17 protein-coding genes are annotated in these 19,112 nt (G+C 70.9%); 5 read left to right on the top strand and 12 right to left on the bottom strand.

Annotated elements, in window-relative coordinates; genetic code table 11:
- Window positions 1–9 precede the first annotated feature (9 nt).
- From ABD127_RS02025 to ABD127_RS02015, 3 genes are all read right to left on the bottom strand, one after another.
- On the bottom strand, window positions 10–2,274 hold the full coding sequence (locus ABD127_RS02025; protein WP_344197189.1) for a DNA internalization-related competence protein ComEC/Rec2: 2,265 nt from the start codon (window positions 2,272–2,274) through the stop codon (window positions 10–12).
- 7 nt (window positions 2,275–2,281) lie between these two features.
- Window positions 2,282–3,001, bottom strand: a complete 720-nt coding sequence (locus ABD127_RS02020; RefSeq protein ID WP_344197187.1) for a ComEA family DNA-binding protein — start codon at window positions 2,999–3,001, stop codon at window positions 2,282–2,284.
- 80 nt (window positions 3,002–3,081) lie between these two features.
- Window positions 3,082–3,963 carry a DegV family protein gene (locus tag ABD127_RS02015; protein WP_344197185.1) on the bottom strand — a complete coding sequence of 294 codons (882 nt, stop codon included), beginning with the start codon at window positions 3,961–3,963 and terminating at the stop codon, window positions 3,082–3,084.
- A gap of 331 nt (window positions 3,964–4,294) precedes the next feature.
- Here ABD127_RS02015 and ABD127_RS02010 point away from each other — a divergent pair, with 331 nt between their 5' ends.
- The gene (locus ABD127_RS02010; RefSeq protein ID WP_344197183.1) at window positions 4,295–4,594 is read left to right on the top strand and encodes a GIY-YIG nuclease family protein; all 300 of its coding nucleotides are present in this window, start codon (window positions 4,295–4,297) and stop codon (window positions 4,592–4,594) included.
- A 131-nt stretch (window positions 4,595–4,725) separates the two neighbouring features.
- Here the strand turns inward: ABD127_RS02010 and leuS are convergent, their stop codons facing one another.
- Together leuS and glf are read right to left on the bottom strand one after the other, a co-directional pair.
- A complete protein-coding gene (leuS, locus tag ABD127_RS02005; RefSeq protein WP_344197181.1) occupies window positions 4,726–7,425 on the bottom strand; it encodes a leucine--tRNA ligase in 2,700 nt (899 codons plus the stop codon).
- A gap of 79 nt (window positions 7,426–7,504) precedes the next feature.
- Window positions 7,505–8,686 carry a UDP-galactopyranose mutase gene (gene glf, locus ABD127_RS02000; protein ID WP_344199389.1) on the bottom strand — a complete coding sequence of 394 codons (1,182 nt, stop codon included), beginning with the start codon at window positions 8,684–8,686 and terminating at the stop codon, window positions 7,505–7,507.
- 124 nt (window positions 8,687–8,810) lie between these two features.
- On the opposite strand from glf, the gene ABD127_RS01995 reads away from it, so the two are divergent.
- A complete protein-coding gene (locus tag ABD127_RS01995; RefSeq protein WP_344197179.1) occupies window positions 8,811–9,677 on the top strand; it encodes an ABC transporter permease in 867 nt (288 codons plus the stop codon).
- Window positions 9,661–11,004 (top strand): ATP-binding cassette domain-containing protein, encoded by a 1,344-nt coding sequence (locus ABD127_RS01990; RefSeq protein WP_344197177.1) that lies wholly within the window; start codon window positions 9,661–9,663, stop codon window positions 11,002–11,004. Before ABD127_RS01995 ends, ABD127_RS01990 begins: the two co-directional genes overlap by 17 nt.
- A 4-nt stretch (window positions 11,005–11,008) precedes the next feature.
- Here the strand turns inward: ABD127_RS01990 and ABD127_RS01985 are convergent, their stop codons facing one another.
- The 3 genes from ABD127_RS01985 to ABD127_RS01975 are packed head-to-tail and all read right to left on the bottom strand — an operon-like array spanning window position 11,009 to window position 15,353.
- Complete coding sequence (locus tag ABD127_RS01985; protein ID WP_344197175.1) at window positions 11,009–14,104, bottom strand: IPT/TIG domain-containing protein; 3,096 nt, start codon at window positions 14,102–14,104, stop codon at window positions 11,009–11,011.
- 59 nt (window positions 14,105–14,163) lie between these two features.
- Entirely contained in the window at window positions 14,164–14,571 is a 408-nt protein-coding gene (locus tag ABD127_RS01980; protein WP_344197173.1) for a cupin domain-containing protein, read from the bottom strand.
- On the bottom strand, window positions 14,568–15,353 hold the full coding sequence (locus ABD127_RS01975) for a phosphotransferase (protein ID WP_344197171.1): 786 nt from the start codon (window positions 15,351–15,353) through the stop codon (window positions 14,568–14,570). Before ABD127_RS01975 ends, ABD127_RS01980 begins: the two co-directional genes overlap by 4 nt.
- Window positions 15,354–15,362: 9 nt before the next feature.
- Between ABD127_RS01975 and ABD127_RS01970 the strand changes: the two genes are divergently transcribed.
- Both ABD127_RS01970 and ABD127_RS01965 read left to right on the top strand, forming a co-directional pair.
- Window positions 15,363–16,622, top strand: a complete 1,260-nt coding sequence (locus ABD127_RS01970; protein ID WP_344197168.1) for a YibE/F family protein — start codon at window positions 15,363–15,365, stop codon at window positions 16,620–16,622.
- A gap of 9 nt (window positions 16,623–16,631) precedes the next feature.
- Window positions 16,632–16,961, top strand: coding sequence for a hypothetical protein (locus ABD127_RS01965; protein ID WP_344197166.1), 330 nt, complete (start codon window positions 16,632–16,634; stop codon window positions 16,959–16,961).
- 81 nt (window positions 16,962–17,042) lie between these two features.
- Here ABD127_RS01965 and ABD127_RS01960 read toward each other — a convergent pair whose 3' ends face one another.
- From ABD127_RS01960 to ABD127_RS01945, 4 genes are all read right to left on the bottom strand, one after another.
- Window positions 17,043–17,573 (bottom strand): helix-hairpin-helix domain-containing protein, encoded by a 531-nt coding sequence (locus ABD127_RS01960; RefSeq protein ID WP_344197164.1) that lies wholly within the window; start codon window positions 17,571–17,573, stop codon window positions 17,043–17,045.
- 122 nt (window positions 17,574–17,695) lie between these two features.
- Window positions 17,696–18,193, bottom strand: coding sequence for an S-layer homology domain-containing protein (locus ABD127_RS01955; protein ID WP_344197162.1), 498 nt, complete (start codon window positions 18,191–18,193; stop codon window positions 17,696–17,698).
- 197 nt (window positions 18,194–18,390) lie between these two features.
- The gene (locus ABD127_RS01950) at window positions 18,391–18,723 is read right to left on the bottom strand and encodes a glyoxalase superfamily protein (protein WP_344197160.1); all 333 of its coding nucleotides are present in this window, start codon (window positions 18,721–18,723) and stop codon (window positions 18,391–18,393) included.
- Window positions 18,724–18,736: 13 nt separating this feature from the next.
- Window positions 18,737–19,078, bottom strand: coding sequence for a DUF2200 domain-containing protein (locus ABD127_RS01945; RefSeq protein WP_344197158.1), 342 nt, complete (start codon window positions 19,076–19,078; stop codon window positions 18,737–18,739).
- Window positions 19,079–19,112: the final 34 nt, after the last annotated feature.

Below are 19,112 nucleotides of genomic sequence, written 5' to 3'. Positions count from 1 at the left end.
CTGACGAGTCTAGTCGCGCGTCAGGACATGCAGTCCACCGTCACGCACGACGACGGCGACGTCGCCCTGCAGGTCGGTGCGCCACCAGGCCGCGCCGAGCCGCTCCAGCAGGTCCAGGGCCGTGGGCGCGGGGTGGCCGTAGTCGTTGTCGCGCCCGACGCTGAGCAGTGCGACCGAGGCGCCGGTCGCGGCGATGAAGTCCGGGTCCTGGTGCGCGCTGCCGTGGTGCGGCACCTTCAGGACGTCGGCCCGAAGATCGGTGCCCGCGCGCACGATCGCGCGCTGGGCCTCGGGCTCGACGTCGCCCGTCAGCAGGACGGTCACCCCGTCGGTCCGGAGCCGGAGGACGAGGCTGAGGTCGTTGCGGTCATCACCGGGCGCGCGGTCGCGCTCGACCGGCCAGAGGACCTCGAGCCGCACGTCGCCCGCACGGATCACGTCACCGGCGGCCGCGAGCACCACGGGCACGCCCGGCACCCGCGGACCTCCCGAGGCGCCGACGACGACGGTGTCGACCCGGCGGTCACGCACGACCCCCTGCCATCCCGCGACGTGGTCGGCATCGGCATGGGTGAGCACCAGCGCCGCGACGTGGTCGATCCCGAGTCGTCGCAGGCACCGGTCGATCGGTGCGGGCTCCAGGCCCGTGTCGACGACGACGGCGCTCCCGTCGCCCGCCGGGATCACGAGGCCGTCGCCCTGACCGACGTCGCACGCGACCACCGCCCAGTCGGCGGGTGGCCAGCCGGGAGTGGGGGGTCGCCAGACGACGAACGACAGACCGAGCACGAGCCCGATGGTCACGGCAGGTCGGCGCAGGACCCACCACAGGACCACCAGGACGACGGGAACGGCGATCAGGCTGATCCACCACGGGCCGCCCCAGTCGATCGCAGCACCGTCGAGCCCGCCCGCCTGGCGGGCGACCGCGATGATCCACCGAGCACCCAGCGCGGCCACGGCGCCCGCCGCGGACCCGAGCGGCGGCGCCACCAGCCAGAGCAGTCCGCCCAGCAGTCCGGCGACGGTCGTCGGGGCGACGGCCGGCCCGGCCAGGAGGTTCGCCAGCACCGCGACGACCGAGAGCTCACCACTCACCGCCACGAGCGCCGGCGTGCAGGCGATCTGAGCCGCGAGCGGCACGGCGACCGAGACCGCGGCCCACGGCGGTAGCCACCGCAGACGCGCAGCCAGGGGAGCTCCCAGCACCACGATCCCCGCCGTCGCGCACACCGACAGCACGAAGCCGGGTGACCGCCCGAGCCACGGGTCGAAGGTCAGCAGCGCGAGCACCGCGACCGCCAGCGCTCGCACGCCGCCGGCAGCACCGACGCCGAGCGCCACGATGCCCACCACACCCATCGCGGCGGCCCGGAGGACGCTGGGCTCCGGACGCGCCACCAGCACGAAGCCCACGACCGCCAGCAGCCCCAGCACGGCCCACCAGCGCCGCCGCACCCCGGCCGCGCGGGCCACACCCAGGACCGCCGCCAGGACGATCGTCAGGTTGGTGCCCGAGACCGCGAGCAGGTGCGTCAGACCACTGCGGCGGAAGTCCTCGTCCAGCTCGTCGGGCACCGCCGCGTCGTCACCGTCGACCAGCGCCGGCACGAGGGACCGGGGGCCGATCGGCTCGTGCGCGACCGCCTCGCGGACGCCGGTGCGCACCCGTTCGCTCATCGCCCACCACCAGGGCACGCCGTCCAGCACCCTCAGGGCCGTCGCACTGAGCACCGCGACCTCGGCGGAGTCCTCCGCGGGCGAGGCCCGAGCCGTGACCGCGACCGTGCGCCCGACGGTCAGGTCCGCGATGTCGACGTCCGAGGCGACCTCGACCGGGACGAAGACGGTGACGGTGCCCGCGTCGCGCACCGTCCCGAGCCGGGACGTCGCCTCGCGCACCTGGCCGGTCAGCACCACGCCGTCACCTCCCGGCGCGCGGTAGACCCGCGCGTCGACCGTGACGCCCAGGACCGCCTCGACCACCACCCCGCGGCCGCTCCACTCCCCCAGGGGCGAGCCCTCGACCGCGGCGACCTGCCACGCTACCGAGACCGCCACGACCCCGACGAGGCACGCCGACACCCTGATGACCGGACGCCGCACGAGGGCCACGACGGCGGCACAGAGCCCGACCGTCGCCAGCGCGACCCACGACGGCTGCGCGACCGCGCCTGCCGCGAGCGCCCACGCCACGAGGGCCGCCGGCACGAGCCGCAGGTCGTGGCGAGGTCGCAGGACGTCGTCCGGTTCGCTGACGGTGGGGGCCGACACCCCGGTGTCAGACCGTGACGAGGTCACGGAGGTCGTCGAGCGTCGCCGTGCCGATCCCGCTCACCTCGAGCAGGTCCTCGACGCTGGTGAACGGCCCGTTCTCGGTGCGCCAGGTGATGATCGACTCCGCCGTGACCGGCCCGACGCCCGGCAGCTCGTCGAGCTGCTCGAGCGTCGCGGTGTTGAGGTTGGTGGCGCCGCCCGCCGACGCGCCGCCACCGGCGGGCACGACCGGGGCGATCCCGACGAGCACCTGCTCGCCGTCGACGAGCTTGCGCGCGAGGTTGAGGCCCGAGGTGTCGACGACACCGGCCAGTCCACCGGCCGCCTCGATCGCCTCGTGCACCCGCGACCCGGCCGGGAGCGTGACGATGCCCGGGCGCTGGACGAGCCCGCTGACGTCGACGACGATCTCGCCGGTCTCCACGGGACCCGAGGTCGAGCCCGCCTCCACGGAGGCCGCGGGCGTACCGGCAGGCTCGGACTGGGGCCGACCCGAGAGCACCCACCAGGCCAGCACGACCGCCAGTCCGGCGGCGGCCGCCACCGCGACCCGCACGTGCAGGCTCGTGACGCGGCGGTGGCCCGGTGGCCCGGGAGCGACCGACCCGCTCGTGTCCGTCGGCGCGGCCTCCTCCGCGGGGCGCGGCACGTGCTCGTCGAACGACGCCACGAGCTGGGCGAGCCTGCGGCGGGCGATCTCCGCTCGGGTGTCGTCGGTGTCCACGTCCCGACGCTAGGCAGCGCGCGGCGACTCAGCGACGACCAATTCGTCGCCTGTGGGTGGCGGAGCCCTGTGGACGAGGGTCAGTGCGGCGTGACGGTGACGGCGACGGTGCCGGGCCCCACGTGGGCACCGATCACCGCTCCGACCTCGTCGACCGGCACGACCTCACGTCCGAGGCGCTTCGCCAGACGTTCGGCGAGCTGCTCGGCCACGGGAGCGTTGGCGAGGTGCTGCACGCCGATGTCGAAGCCGTCGAGCTCCTCGGCCGCCTCGGCGGCCAGGGTCTCCATCCGGGCGATGGCCTTGCCCGAGGTGCGGACCTTCTCGAGCGGGACCACGAGGCCGTCGGTGATCGTGAGCAGCGGCTTGACCGCGAGCGCCGAGCCGATCAGGGCCCCGACGGCGTTGACCCGTCCGCCGCGGCGCAGGTACTCCAGCGTGTCGACGTAGATCAGTGCCGTGGAACCGGCCCCGGCCACCCGTGCGACCTCGGCGACGTCCTCCGGGCTGACGTCCTCACCCCGCGCGCGGGCGGCGAGACCGGCGGCGAAGCCCGTCGCGAGACCGACCTGCCGCGAGTCGACGACCGACACCGGCACGGGCGACCGCTTCGCGGCCAGCATCGCGGAGTCGAGCGTGCCCGACATGCGGCTCGAGAGGTGCACCGAGACGATCGACGTGGCGCCGTCCTTCGCCAGGCGGGCGTAGACCTCGGCGAACTCGTCGGGGTTGGGCCGCGACGTGCTGACCGGCACGAACTCCTTGAGCGCTCCGGCGATCAGGTCGGCCGAGGTGTCGACGCCCTCGGTGTACGTCTCCGCACCCACGACGACGCTGAGCGGGACGACCGCGATGCCCTCACGCTCGGCGTCCGCGGGATCGAGCGACGCCGTCGAGTCGGTGACGATCGCGACGCCCCCGGGGAACGCCGCGGACTTCTTCGTGCGTCGTTTCCCGGCCATGCGCGGAGTCTATAGCGGCTCCCGCCACTCACGCCTGAACCACTGGCCTGTCCACCACCGGTGGTTGAGGTGCGAGTGCCGCCTGCGGCGCGAGCCTCGAAACCCTGCTAACGGTTCGGGCCGAGCCAACCACGGTTTCGAGGCTCAGGCGCCAGAGCGCCTTCACACCTCAACCACCGAGGGCCACCACGGGTGGTTGAGGTGCGAGTGCCGCCTGCGGCGCGAGCCGGGTCCTGAGGTGCGACGAGGAACGAGGAGCCTCGAAGGGCGAAAGCCCCGCACCTGTGGACGGCGTGACCCGCGTCTGGCTCACCTGAGGTCTCATGGGTCGATGCCAGCCGTCTACATCCTGCTCTGCTCCGACGGGACCTACTACGTCGGAAGCACCCGCAACCTCGAGCACCGACTGCAGCAACACGCGTCGGGTCGCGGCGCCGAGTACACGCGGATGCGCCTGCCTGTCACCCTTGCCTGGGCTCAGGAGACCGAGAGCGTCCGCGAGGCGTACGGATGGGAGCGGAAGATCCACGGGTGGTCGAGAGCCAAACGCGATGCGCTGATGCGCGGCGACTTCCAGCTGCTCCCCGTGCTCTCCCAGCGACGTGCCGGACGACCGCCGCCCGAGCGCTGACCGAGGTTTCGAGGCTCAGGCGCCAGAGCGCCTTCACACCTCAACCACCGGTGGTGACCTCCGGTGGTTGAGGTGCGAGTGCCGCCTGCGGCGCGAGCCTCGAAACCCTCTCAGCTCGACCACCGCGGGGGTCAGACGACGATGTTGACGAGCTTGGGGGCCTTGACGATGACCTTGCGGACCTCGCGGCCGTCGATCGCTCGCTGCACGTTCTCCTCCGCGAGGGCCAGCTCGGTGAGCTGCTCCTCGGTCGCGTCGGCCGCGACGTCGAGCTTCGCGCGCACCTTGCCCTGCACCTGCACGATGCACAGCACGGTGTCGGCGACCAGGTGGGCCGGGTCGGCGACGGGGTACGGGGCCCGCGCGAGCGAGCCCTCGTGACCCAGGCGCGCCCAGATCTCCTCGGCCAGGTGCGGTGCCAGCGGGGCGAGCATCAGCGCGAGCGGCTCGATCGCCGCGCGGGCGGTGACCTCAGCCTTGGTCAGGTGGTTCGTCAGCTCGATGAGCTTGGCGATCGCGGTGTTGAACCGCAGCCCGTCCATGTCGGCCGCGACGCCCTCGATCGTGCGGTGCAGCACGCGCAGCGTGGCGGTGTCGAGGTCGGCGTCGCTGACGATGGTGTCGCCAGACTCCTCGTCGACGACCAGGCGCCACACGCGCTGCAGGAAGCGCTGCGAACCCACGACGGCGCGGGTCTCCCACGGACGCGAGACGTCCAGCGGGCCCATGCTCATCTCGTACACGCGGAACGTGTCGGCGCCGTACGCGTCGTACATCTCGTCGGGCGTCACGACGTTCTTGAGCGACTTGCCCATCTTCCCGTACTCGCGGTCGACCGGCTGGCCGTCGTGCGTGAACGTCGAGACGCCGGCGTCGGACACCGTCTCCTCGACCTCGTCGGCCGGCACGTAGGTGCCGCGGGCGTCGGTGAAGGCGTACGCCTGGATGTAGCCCTGGTTGAACAGGCGGTGGAACGGCTCCTCGCTCGTGGCGTGGCCGAGGTCGAACAGGACCTTGTGCCAGAAGCGCGCGTAGAGCAGGTGGAGCACGGCGTGCTCGACGCCGCCGACGTACAGGTCGACGCCACCGGTGCCGCCCTGCTCCCTCGGGCCCAGCCAGTAGGCCTCGTTGGCCGGGGAGCACAGCTCGTCGGCGTTGGTCGGGTCGGCGTAGCGCAGCTCGTACCAGCTCGAGCCGGCCCAGTTGGGCATCGTGTTGGTCTCGCGGCGGTACTGCTTCGGACCGTCGCCCAGGTCGAGCGTGACGTGCACCCACTCGTCGACCCGGCCCAGCGGCGGCTCGGGCTCGCTCGTGACGTCGTCGGGCTCGAACGTGCGCGGGCTGTAGTCGGGCACCTCGGGCAGCTCGACGGGCAGCATGTGGTCGGGCACCGCGATGGGGTTGTCGTCCTCGTCGTAGACGATCGGGAACGGCTCGCCCCAGTAGCGCTGACGGCTGAACAGCCAGTCGCGCAGGCGGTACGTGGTGGTGCCGGTGCCGTGGCCGTTCGCCTCGAGCCACGCGATGATCGCGGCCTTGGCGTCGTCGACCGAGAGCCCGTCGAGGCTCACGTCGGCGTTGCTGGAGTTCACGATCGTGTCGCCCTCGATGACCTGCACCGTGGGCAGACCCAGGACCTCGGCGAACTCGGCGTCGCGCGCGTCGCCGTCGGGGACGGCCATGATGGCGCCGGTGCCGTAGCCCATCAGGACGTAGTCGGCGACGAGCACCGGGACCTGCTCGCCGTTGACCGGGTTGGTCGCGGTGCTGCCGGTCAGCACGCCGGTCTTGACCTTGTCGGCCTGGCGGTCGACGTCGGTCTTGGCGGCTGCCTTCTCGCGGTACGCCGCGACGGACTCGGCCTGCTCCGGCGTCGTCAGCGCGTCGACCAGCGGGTGCTCGGGCGAGAGCGCCATGAACGTCGCACCGAACAGCGTGTCGGGGCGGGTGGTGAAGACCCGGATCGGGCCGGCCGACGAGGCGAAGTCGACGTGGGCGCCGTGCGATCGACCGATCCAGTTGCGCTGCATCTGCTTGACCGGCTCCGGCCAGTCGACGCGCTCGAGGTCGTCGATCAAGCGGTCGGAGTACGCCGTGATGCGCATGTTCCACTGCCGCAGGCTGCGGGTGAAGACCGGGAAGTTGCCGCGCTCGGAGCGGCCCTCGGCCGTGACCTCCTCGTTGGCCAGCACCGTGCCGAGACCCGGGCACCAGTTGACCGGCGACTCCGAGACGTAGGCCAGGCGGTAGCCGTCGATCACGGCCGGGTCGGACGTGCCGAGCTTCTCGACCAGGTCGGCGATCGGGCGGGCCTTCTGCTGCTCGGGGTCGAACCAGGCGTTGAACAGCTGCAGGAAGATCCACTGCGTCCAGCGCACGAACTCCGGGTCGATCGTCGCGAACGAGCGGCGGTCGTCGTGGCCGAGACCCAGGCGTCGCAGCTGGCGACGCATGTTGGCGATGTTGGCCAGGGTGTTGTCGCGCGGGTGCTCCCCCGTCGAGATCGCATGGATCTCGGCCGGCAGGCCGTACGCGTCGTAGCCGAGCGCGTGCAGCACGTTCTTGCCCAGCATCCGCTGGTGACGGCCGACGACGTCGGTGGCGATGTAGCCGAGCGGGTGCCCGACGTGCAGGCCCGCACCCGAGGGGTACGGGAACATGTCCATCAGGAAGTACTTCTCGCCCAGCTCACCCGCGGCGGGGTCGGCCAGGTCGCCCTCGGGGTTGACCGCGTGGAACGTGCCCTCGGCCTCCCACCGGTCCTGCCAGCGCTGCTCGATGTCCGCCGCGAGGGCGGCGGTGTACCGGTAGCCCTGACCCTCGACGCTCACGCCGGTCCCGCCTCGGAAAGAGCGAACGTAGGCGACACCGGCGTGAGACCAGCCTGATCGCTCGCTCGCTGGCGCTCGCTCACGCCTTGCTCGCCGGCGTGACGTCGTTCAGCGCAGGGATCAGCTCGGGCAGCTGGTTGTCGAACATCGACAGCGCCGAGCCGATCGCCATGTGCATGTCGAGGTACTGGTACGTGCCCAGGCGGCCGCCGAACAGCACCTGCGGCTCGCCCTCGATGCGCTGGCGGTAGGCCAGCAGCATCTCGCGGTCCTCGGGGGTGTTGACCGGGTAGTACGGCTCGTCGTCGCCCTCGGCGAAGCGCGAGAACTCCCGCATCACGACGGTCTTGTCCTTCGGCGAGTCACGCTCGGGGTGGAAGTGCTTGAACTCGTGGATGCGCGTGTACGCGGCGTCCGAGTCGGCGTAGTTCATGACCGAGGTGCCCTGGAAGTCGCCGACCGGGAGCACCTCCTCCTCGAAGTCGAGGGTGCGCCACGACAGGTGGCCCTCGGAGTAGTCGAAGTAGCGGTCGACGGGGCCCGTGTAGACGATCGGCAGCTTGCCGAGCGTCGCGGCCTTGCTGGCGTCGTGGGAGTCGTCGAAGAAGTCGGTGTCGAGGCGTACCTCGATGTTGGGGTGGTCGGCCATGCGCTCGAGCCACGCGGTGTAGCCGTCGACCGGCAGGCCCTCGTGGGTGTCGTTGAAGTACCGGTTGTCGTACGTGTAGCGCACGGGCAGGCGGCTGATGATCTCGGGCGGCAGCTCGGTGGGCGACGTCTGCCACTGCTTGGCGGTGTAGTCGCGGATGAACGCCTCGTAGAGGGGGCGCCCGATCAGGCTGATGCCCTTCTCCTCCAGGTTCGACGCCGATCCCGACTCGAACTCGCCGGCCTGCTCGGCCAGCAGCGCACGAGCCTGGTCGGGCGAGTGCGCCGAGCGGAAGAACTGGTTGACCGTGCCCAAGTTGATGGGCAGCGGGTACACCTCGCCCTTGTGGACCGTGTAGACGCGGTGGACGTAGCTCGTGAACGCGGTGAACCGGTTGACGTACTCCCACACGCGCTCGTTGGAGGTGTGGAACAGGTGGGCGCCGTAGCGGTGGACCTCGATGCCGGTCTCCGGCTCGAACTCGCTGTAGGCGTTGCCTCCGAGGTGCGAGCGCCGGTCGATCACCACGACCTTCTGGCCGTGCTCGGCAGCACGCTCGGCGATCGTCAGGCCGAAGAAGCCGGAACCGACGATCAGCAGATCAGCATTCACCACGAGAGTTCCCTTTTGCTCAGACGACGACGGGCCACGCAGCCATCAACGTTACCGGAGCGCTCGGGGCTACACTCACTCCGACCGTCTGGGCGCTGGAGGCGTCTGACCCGAAGGAGAGCACGTGCCGCTTCGCGCTGGTGACCCGGTGCCCGAGATGGTCGATCCGGGACGCGGGTTCGGCCTGGTCGACGTGGTCCGCCGGAGGTACCTGCTCCAGCTGCTGACCCGCAAGGACGTGCAGGTCCGCTACCGCGGCTCCGTGCTCGGCTGGGCATGGTCGTTCGTCAAGCCGGCTGCGCTGTTCACGGTCTACTTCCTGGCGCTCGGCGTCTTCCTGCGGCTCAACGACACGATCGAGAACTACCCGATCTACCTGTTCTCGGGCCTGATCCTGGTCAACTTCTTCAGCGAGGCGTTCATCAACTCGACGCGCTCGCTCGTGGAGAACGGGCCGCTGATCAAGAAGATCTTCATGCCGCGCGAGCTGTTCCCCGTCGCCACGATCTTCGTCGCGATCGTGAACCTGCTGCCGCAGGTCGTGATCCTGCTGCTGGTGTGCGTCGGCGTCGGCTGGACGCCGACGGTGGCACAGGCGCTCGGCGTGCTGCTGGCGATCGCGATCATCATGATCTTCGCGCTCGGCCTGGGCATGCTGTTCGGCGCGGCCAACGTCTCGTACCGCGACTCGCAGAACTTCGTGGAGCTCATCGTCATGGTCGCGCCGTGGGCGTCGCCGGTGCTCTACCAGTGGAGCATGGTCAAGGACGTCGTCCCCGACTGGCTGTTCACCCTCTACCAGCTGAACCCGGTGACCTCGGCGGTCAACCTGATGCACCAGGGCTTCTGGGAGCCGACCACCGGCAGCGGCACGGTCGCCCCGCACACGTGGGTGTACGCCGGCATCGGCCTGCTCTCGTCGCTGATCGTGCTCGCGGCCGGCCAGTTCGTCTTCCACCGTCTGGAGGGTCGTTTTGCCCAAGATCTCTGAGGCACGAACCTCCTCCCCGGGCGCCGTCCAGGTCACCGACAGCACGGCCGTGGCCGTCGCCGAGGTGCGCAAGACGTTCAAGCTGCGCCACACCCACTCGATCAAGGAGTCGGTCGTCGCGATGGTGCGCGGCAAGACGATCTCCTCGACGTTCGACGCGCTGAGCGGGGTCGACTTCGCGATCGAGTCGGGCGAGTCCGTGGCGCTGCTGGGGTTCAACGGCTCCGGCAAGTCGACGCTGCTCAAGCTCATCTCCGGCGTGCTCCGTCCGGATGCCGGCACGATCCGCATCCGAGGTCGCATCGCCGGGCTGATCGAGGTCGGTGCCGGGTTCCACCCCGACCTGTCCGGGCGCGAGAACGTCTACCTCAACGCCGCGATCCTCGGGATGACGAAGGACGAGATCGACGCCCGCTTCGACGACATCGTCGCGTTCAGCGAGATCGAGAAGTTCATCGACACCGAGGTCAAGCACTACTCCTCGGGCATGTTCCTGCGGCTGGCGTTCTCGGTCGCGGTGCACACCGAGGTCGACATCCTGCTCGTCGACGAGATCCTCTCGGTCGGCGACGAGCCGTTCCAGCGCAAGTGCCTCGACCGCATCCGCGAGCTGCAGGCCGTGGGCACGACGCTGGTCGTGGTGAGCCACGACCTCGACATGGTCTCGAAGCTGTGCGACCGCGGCATCCTGCTGCGCGAGGGCAAGGTCGTCTTCGACGGCGAGGCCAAGCACGCCGTCGAGCAGATGCGCGGCTCGGCTCCCACGTTCGTCGACGTGCCCGCGTCCCGCGCGTTCTTCGACGAGGTCGAGTGGGCCGCGGCCGCTGGCATCGCCGAGGGCTTCGAGGTCGGCGACCGACGCGAGTTCCGCCCGGTCGAGGAGATCACCCGCGCCGAGCTGGCCGAGCTGCTGCACCGGTTCGAGGGCAGCGCTGCCTTCGAGGTGCCCGCCACGCCGACCTTCGCCGACGTCCCGGCGACCCACCCGCGTGCGACCGAGATCGAGTGGTTCGCCGCCACCGGTCTCGCCCCCGCGGGCGTCGCCGACCTGGGCCCCGACCACACGGTCGACCGCGCCGAGTTCGCCGCGCTGCTCCACCGCCATGCCGGCGAGCCCGCGCACGACCTGCCGCGCAAGCCGACGTTCGTCGACGTGCCGCTCGACCACCCGCAGCTGACCGCGATCGAGTGGCTCGCCTCGACCGGCATCTCTGCCGGCTGGCAGGCCCCGCGCGGCACGATGGAGTTCCGTCCCGAGACCCCGCTGACCCGCGAGGCCACGGTCGTGTTCCTGCACCGCTACCGCGAGTGGCACCCCGAGCGCTGAGAATTCACGGCGCCGGAGCGCCTCGGTCGTGCAGGTCGACGACGGCTTCGGCCATCGGCGCGGTGACGAGGTACTTCGTCATCTGCACCACGACGAAGCGGCCATCGCCCGACAGAGCACCGCCAGCCGACAACCATGCCCGGCTCGACGGGGGGCCCGGGGTGCCTGGCACCGTCGTCGAGTGGATCTCGGTCAGGCCCGTGACCGTGTCTCGCACGAAGACGTCCGACGTGCGTCCGGCATCGGCGTGGACGAGATCGGGTGCTGCCGAGGAGAACGCGACGTACCTTCCGTCGTCGGACACGTCGAGGCCGCTCAGCGACGTCCCTGAGCTGGCCGCGTGGCCGGAGACCGACACCGTGATGAGCGACGTCGTCCCGTTGAGCCGGTCGCGGACGAACACGTCGGTCGCGCCGTTCGTGTCACCGGGAACCAGGTTGGCCGCAGTCGAGTCGAACACCACGAAACGGCCGTCTGCCGAGATCGCCAGGTCGGACGTCCCCGAGCCGCCGCTGCCGGGCTCACCGTGCATCGTGAGCGACACGGTCTCGACCTCGTCCGTCTCCATGTCGCGGACCAGGACCTGCCTCGTGTCGTAGGTGATGGTGCGCCAGGTCCCGTAGGCGACGTGCCGGCCGTCCGGGGAGACGGCGATCGCCCCGGACAGCCCGGAGCGGAACGCGCCGCCCGGCTCACCCGTCGGAAGCGAGACCAGCTCGGTCGCCCCCGTGAGGCGGTCGTGGCGGTACACGTTCTCGGTCGTCGGCTGGGGGCCGTCGACGAGATCCTTCGCCGACGACGGGAAGACGACGTACCGACCATCGGCCGAGATCGACGTGCCGAAGCCACCCGTGGCACCTGCTGACTGGCCCCCGCCGACCGAGCGGGAGATCCGCTCGACGGTCGCCGCGTCCCGGTCGTACACGAACACGTCCTCCTGCCCGTTGGTGTCGCCGGGGACGAGGTCGGTCGCGAATGAGTTGAACGCCACGAACCGGCCGTCGGCCGAGATCGTCGGCTCGTACGAGCTCCGGTTACCCGACAGTCCGAGGGGTGTGCGCGAGACGAGCACGGTGGATCCCGTCAGCGTGTCGCGGAGGAAGACGTCCAGCATCCCCAGTGGCTGGTCCCCGATCGCGTAGTTGTCCTCCGCCGCCGAGAAGGCGACCCACCGACCGTCGTCCGAGACCGAGGAGGATCCGTTCGTGAACGGTGCCTGCGGTGCCGACAGCGGCACGTTCACCCGGGTGACCGTGCTCGGTGGGCGACCGGAGATCCAGGATGGCGTGCCGACGTGCAGGGCGAGGTCGACCGAGACCGTCTGGTCGAGCTCGTCGGTGAAAGTCGTGGTGAACCCGTACAGCCCGGGCCGCGTGGGGACGCCAGTCACCCGGTCCCCCACGAGCGCCACCCCGGCAGGCAGATCTCCTGCGGTCACCTCCCATCGTCCCGGGCGGCCGTCCTTCGTCGTCAGTCGTTGATCGAAGACGTCGAGTGCCGTGACCGGCGGGAGCGCCGTCGTCGTGATCACGGGTCGCGGATCGACGGGTACGTACTCGAACGCGGCCGAACTGCGTGACGTCGCGTGGATCGTGCTCACGGTGACCAGGACGGAACCGGGTGCCGAGGCGGGCGGTGCCGTGGCCAGGACGGAGTACTGGCTCTCGACCGTGACGGACGTCGCGGGCTGTCCGCCGAACGAGACCTGGACGACTCCCGTCAGGAAGTTGCCCGTGACGCGGACCACCGTGCCGCCGGTGACCTCGCCACGAGCGGGCGTGACGGCCGTGACCACGGGCGGCTCCGGCAGCCGGTACGAGAACACGAGTCCGTTGGACGTGAAGCGCCAGGTGGTGCCGTTGGACGAAGTGCTCTGGGTGATGACCGTCACCGTGGCCCGGCCAGCGCCAGGCGACGGAGGCGCGACGGCGACGATCTTCGTCGGGGACACGACCTCGAACGACGTCGCATCGACGTCTCCGAACATGACGGCCACGACGTTGACGAAGTCCGAGCCTGTGAGAGTCACCGTGGTGCCGCCGCGGTAGATGCCCGACGTCGGCGACATCGAGGTGATCGTCGACGCTCCTCCGGAGTCCGGTAGGTCGAGGAGCCCGGGCAACGAGGCCCCCGCCGGGGTCGTCACGACGACGTCGACGCCCTGCGTGGCGGTGAGCTCCGGAACCGTTGCCGTGATGGCCGTGGGGCTGTCGACCGTGAAAGCGGGAGAGGGCACGCCCGAGAAGGTGACGGTCGTCGCACCTGTGAAGTTGCTGCCCTCGATCGCGACCGACGACGGCCCGCTCCCGGAGGACGGGATCGAGGTCAGCCGTGTCACGACCGGCAACGGCGAGGCCGGGGGGCCCTCGTCGTCCGCCAGGCCGTCGTAGCGGAACAGGAAGGCGGCCATCTGCTCGCGCAGCACCGGGTTCGCGGGCCGGAACGTCGGCCCGGCGGCGTCGCTGTAGCCCGTGCTGACACCCGTCGAGGCGAGCCACCGGATCTCGCGCTGGAAGGCGTGGCTCGACGGGACGTCGACGAACGGTCGTGGACCGGACGCGACCGCCGGGGCCGCGCTGTCCTCCCAGGTGCGGAATCGGAAGAGGAAGGCGGCCATCTGCTCGCGCAGCACCGGCTGCGAGCCCCGGAACGAGTAGCGCCCGGCACCCTCGGCGTACCCCGTCGTGACGCCGGTGGTCTGCAGCCAGACGACGTGCTTGTAGAAGGGGTGCGAGGCGGGCAGGTCGACGAACGGCGACGTCGCCGGCAGGACGACGTCCGGCTCCCCCGCGAGGCGGTACAGGAACGCCGCCATCTGCTCGCGCAGGACCGGAGCACCCGGCTCGAACACCGGGCCGGCCGGCGAGGCGTACCCGGTGGAGATCCGCTCCTGCGCCAGCCAGGCGATCTCACGGTAGAAGGTGTGCGGGTTCCCCGTGCTGGGTCCTCGCACGTCGACGAACGGCGAGACCGACGGAGGCGTGTACGCGACGGGGCGCTGGTCCCCGGCCGTCGACTGCTGCTGGACCAGGAGCACAACGAGGCACGTCGCTGCCAGCACCAGGGCGAGCAGTCCGCGACCGTCGAGCCTCTTCGTCATGGCGCCATCAAAGCGCACACGAGGGTCACAGGATCGGGATTTCGCCCGTTGTTCGAGGCCTAGTCGGCCAGGCGGAAGTCGGCGAAGTCGAAGCCGGGTGAGACGAGACAGCTGACGAGGGCGTCGGCGTCGCTCGGGAGGGTGCGTTGCCAGACGCCGGCCGGCACGAGCACCTGCGGCTCGGCATCGACCGCGCACCTGTGGGTCTCGACGTCCGCGCCGGGCTGGTCGCCGGTACCTGCGAGCTCGAGGCGGACCGAGCCCGACTGCGCGATCCAGAGCTCGTCGGAGGCCACGACGTGCCAGGCCGAGGACTCCCCCGCCGGCAGGTGGAAGTGGATCAGCGTCGCGGTGGCCCGCACCCGACCGTCCGGCAGCGTCACGTCGACCGGCGAGCGCCACGTCTCGCGGAACCAGCCGCCCTCGGGGTGTCGCTCCAGACCGAGACGCTCGATGTCACCGGTCATCCGAGGGCCGCCTCGATGTCGGCACGCCGCTCGCGGAATGCAGCCACGCGGTCACGCGTGCGCTGGGGCTCTCCCTTGGTCTGCAGGTTGAGCATGCCCGGGTCGCCGCGCTCGATGCCGGCCGCGATGCGCTCGGTGGCGGTCGTCATGCGGCGCTCGACGGCGTCGAGCAGCGTCATGGGCCCCCACTCGGCGTACGCGTCGACGACGAGGTCGAGACGACGAGCGGTCTCGGCGGCCCCGATGTCGCGGTAGAGCGGGATCGCGGTCCAGCACAGGAACGCGAGGTCGTCGATCGGGTCGCCCGGACCCGCGAGGTCCCAGTCGATCATCGCGACGAAGTGGCCGCTCTGGATGATCCAGTTGTACGCGCCCGGGTCGTTGTGGCAGACGATCTGGCCGGGCTGGAGGTCGACCGGTGCCTCCCCCGTCTGCCGCCACCTGCGGGGGCCGTCCGGGCGGTACGCGTCGACGAGGTCGTGGAAGTCCCGCAGCCACGCGACGGCCTCGACCAGCACCGTGTCGAGCACGACCTCGTCGTCGACCGGGACGCCGCGGCCCTCGACGTACGAGACGATCTCGCGCCCCTCGTCGTCCAGGCCGCTGACGTGCGGGATGCCGCCGAGGCCCTCGTCGGCGAGCCAGCCCAGCAGCTCGTGCACCGCCGGGGTCCAGGGCCCGGTCGGGCGGCGGACCGTGCGGCCGACCTTCCACACGCCTCCGGAGCCTCCGGGCAGGTGCTCCGGCGTGGGCTCGTGGGAACCGATGTCATCACGTGGCACGCTGTCATGGTGTCACACAGCCACGGCCACGGTCCCGTCGACGAGGGCCCGCCCCGCCCCCAGCTCGCCCGCACCCTCGGTGCCATCGTCGCGGCGATCGCGGTCGCGACCGGCATCGCGATGGTGCTGCTCTGGCCGTCCTCCGACGACGTCCCGCGCAACGTCGACCCCTACGGCGCTGAGGGGGTGACGACCGTCGAGGCGACCGTCACCGGGCTCGAGGCGTTCGACTGCGGCAGCACCGGCGAGGTCGACATCGACAGCATGCCGACCGTGGCGGGCGACTGCGCCAACGTCACCGCGGAGGTGACCAGCGGCCCGGCCGAGGGCGACACCGCCGAGTTCCAGCTCAACTCCACCAACTTCGTCGCGGGCACGGTCGCCGAGGGCGACCAGGTGCGCCTCGTGCAGTACGAGATCGAGGGCGGGGCGTACGGCTACGAGTTCCGTGACTTCGTGCGCGGCGTCCCCCTCACCGCGCTCGCGCTGGTGTTCGCGGTGCTCGTGGTGCTGATCGGTCGCTGGCGCGGCCTGTTCGCGATCGCCGGCATCGGCGTCACGCTGGTGGCGCTGATGACGTTCGTGCTCCCGGGCATCCTGTCGGGACAGGCGCCGCTGCTCATCGCGGTCGTGGGGTCGACCGCCATCATGATCGCGGTCCTCTACCTCGCCCACGGCATCTCGATACGCACGACCTCGGCCCTGTTCGGCACGTTGTTCGGCATCGCGTTCACCGCCGCAGCAGGCCTGATCGGCACCGACTGGTCGCACCTGACCGGTCTGACCTCCGAGGACGACGCGCTGCTCCTGGCCACCGTGCCGCAGCTGCAGATGCAGGGCATCGTCGCGGCCAGCATGGTCATCGCCGGACTCGGCGTGCTCAACGACGTCACCGTCACGCAGGCCAGCGCCGTCTGGGAGCTGCGCGCCCTCCAGCCGTTCGCCTCGGCCTGGGACCTGTTCCGCTCGGCGATGCGCATCGGCCGCGACCACATCGCCTCCAGCGTCTACACCCTGGTGTTCGCCTACGCGGGATCGGCGATGACGGTGATGCTGCTGATCACCGCCTACCAGCGCGGGCTCGTCGACGTCCTGACCAGCGGCGAGATCGCCCAGGAGGTCGTGCGGACCCTGGTCGGCGCGATCGGGCTCGTGCTCGCCGTGCCGGTCACGACGGCGTTCGCGGTGTGGCTGGCTCCGCAGGCGCAGGAGGAGGAGCGCGAGGAGCCGGTCGCCGGAAGGCGGGTGCGACGACCGGACACGGCGTAGGCTTTGGGCATGTCGTGGTTGGAGCCAGTCCTCGTGATCGGGGGCATCCTCGGTGCCGGTGTGCTGGCCATCTGGCTCTTCCAGCGCTCGCTCGACCAGCCCGGCGGCCGTGAGGGCCTCGGCACCGGTGGTAACGGTCTCGGCCTGGTGGAGAACATCTTCAGCCCCGGCCGCGGTGATGCTCGCGAGGACCTCGAGAGCCAGAAGAAGGCCGGAGCCGTCCTGCCGTCCGCCGACGACCACCCGCCGGGAAAGCTGGCCACGTTCGACGAGGACGGTCACCTGCGCAGCGTCACGCTCCGCGCGACACCTGCCCCCGAGCCCCGCGCCGACGACTGACCCACCCCCGGGCGGTGACCTAGCGTCCGTTCGAGCCGCCGAGCGGTGACCTGGCGTCCGTTCCGCCGGCGCATGTGGACGCTACCTCACCGCCCACTCGAGGTGGCGGGCCGCGAGGGCCTCGGTGAGGATGCGGACCGCCTTCGGACCGACGCCGTGCAGCGCCGCGACCTCGTCCTGCGTCCGGCCCGCGAGGTCGGCGAGCGTCGCGATCCCGGCACCGTGGAGCGCCGACGTCGCGGGCCGGCCGATCGACCGTGGCAGGTCACCGTCGACGGCCGACGCCGCAGCGCCCACCTGGGTGAGCCGCACGGGCGCACGATGCGCCCAGGCACGACCGATGACCGCGTTCGCCTGCATCCCGTTCATCGCGTCCAGCGGCACTGTGACCGTGGGCTCGTCAGCTCCGCCGTCGAGCTGGGTCGCCCCCGGCATGTCCGCGACAACCTTCGCCGCGTCGTCGACCGGGAGGTGCAGCAGCACTGCGTCGCGGGCCGCCGCGATCGCGAGGAACACCGCACCGTCGACGGCGTAGGACTCCCCGCCCACGGTGAGCGACTCAACCTCGTCCAGCCGCTTCACGGCGGTACGCACGTGCGTCAGGCTCGTCATGCGCCCGAGGCTAGCGGGGCCTCAGCGCGATCATGGGCACGTGTCGATCGTACGCAGACGAGAGCGCCCGCCCGCCGTCCGATGGTCCGGGACGACGAGCAGGCGCTCTCAGCGGTTCCGGCTCAGCGGATCAGCGCCTCCGGGGAGGGCTTGTCCGTCGCGGTCGACGAGGAGGACCACAGGTTGATGTATCGGGTCAGGAACGCCGCCATCTGCTCACGCAGCACGGGCTGGGAGGGACGGTAGGTGCCGTCCGCGTAGCCCGTCGAGATCCCGGCGGCGAACATCACGAAGATGGCGTCGAAGAAGGTGTGACCCGGCGGGACGTCGACGAAGACCTGGAACGGATCGCCACCGATGTCCTCGGAGACGTCGGCGCACGGCTGGGCCAGGTCGAAACGGCAGATGAAGGCGGCCATCTGCTCACGCAGGACAGGCTGGCTCGGACGGAACGTGCCGTCGGCGTAGCCGGTCGTGATGCCGGTTCCCGCGAGCCAGACGATCTGCTTGTAGAACACGTGGCCGGGGCTGACGTCGACGAACGGCGACGTCGACGGCAGCGAGAACTCGGGCTCCGAGCCGGTGTAGAGGGTCTCCATGCGGTACAGGAACGCGGCCATCTGCTCACGCAGGACCGGCTGGCCGGGCGGAACGTGCCGTCGGCGTAGCCGGTCGTGATCCCGGTGTCGGCCAGGAACTCGATCTCGTTCAGGAAGACGTGGTTGTCGGGGACGTCGGTGAACGAGCTCAGGCCCGCGGCCTCGGCCTGGGGGGCGTGGGGCTATCGCGGCTGTTCACCAAGCGTTCAGTTCGAGGCTCAGCCTCGGGGCGGTGACGCCACCCGGATCCGATTGCCGTCGGGGTCGGTGACCTCGCAGTCACGGGCCCACGGCATGTCCTCCTCCTGGACGCCGAGCTCGGCAGCGACCACGTCGACGTCATCGACCCAGAGGTAGACCAGCGACGGTCCGTGCGCGTCACCCTCGTGCTGCGAGAGGTAGACCCTGCAGTCGTCGCGCACGACACCGATGAACAGGGGCAGCCCGGGCTCGAACTCGTGACGGAACTCCTCGACGAACCCGAGCCGAGCCCACCACGCGAGCGAGACCTCGACGTCGGAGATGCGCAGGATCGGGACCGCGGTCGTCATGCGCTCGAGGATCTCAGGCGCGCAGGACCTTGACCATGGGGCGTCCCTTGGCCAGCTCGTCGACGAGCTTGTCGAGGTACCGGATCTTCTGCATCAACGGGTCCTCGACCTCCTGCACCTTCACGCCGCACACCGAGCCGGTGATGAGCGAGACGTTCGGGTTCATCTCGGCGGCGGCGAAGAAGTCGAGGAAAGTCGTCCCGGCGTCGAGGTGCGCGTTCAGCTCGCTCTCGTCGAAGCCGGTCAGCCACTCGATGACCTCGTGGAGCTCGGCGGTCGTCCGCCCCTTCTTCTCGACCTTGGTCACGTAGTGGGGGTAGACCGACGCGACGCTGGTCGTGAAGATCCGGTGCATCCTTCGAGGGTAGGCGACCGACGGCCGGCCCCGC

The organism is Aeromicrobium alkaliterrae (genome assembly GCF_039529015.1).
Lineage (GTDB): Bacteria > Actinomycetota > Actinomycetes > Propionibacteriales > Nocardioidaceae > Aeromicrobium > Aeromicrobium alkaliterrae.
Note: the sequence above shows the minus strand (reverse complement) of the source record. Positions and strands in the feature narration are given on the sequence as shown.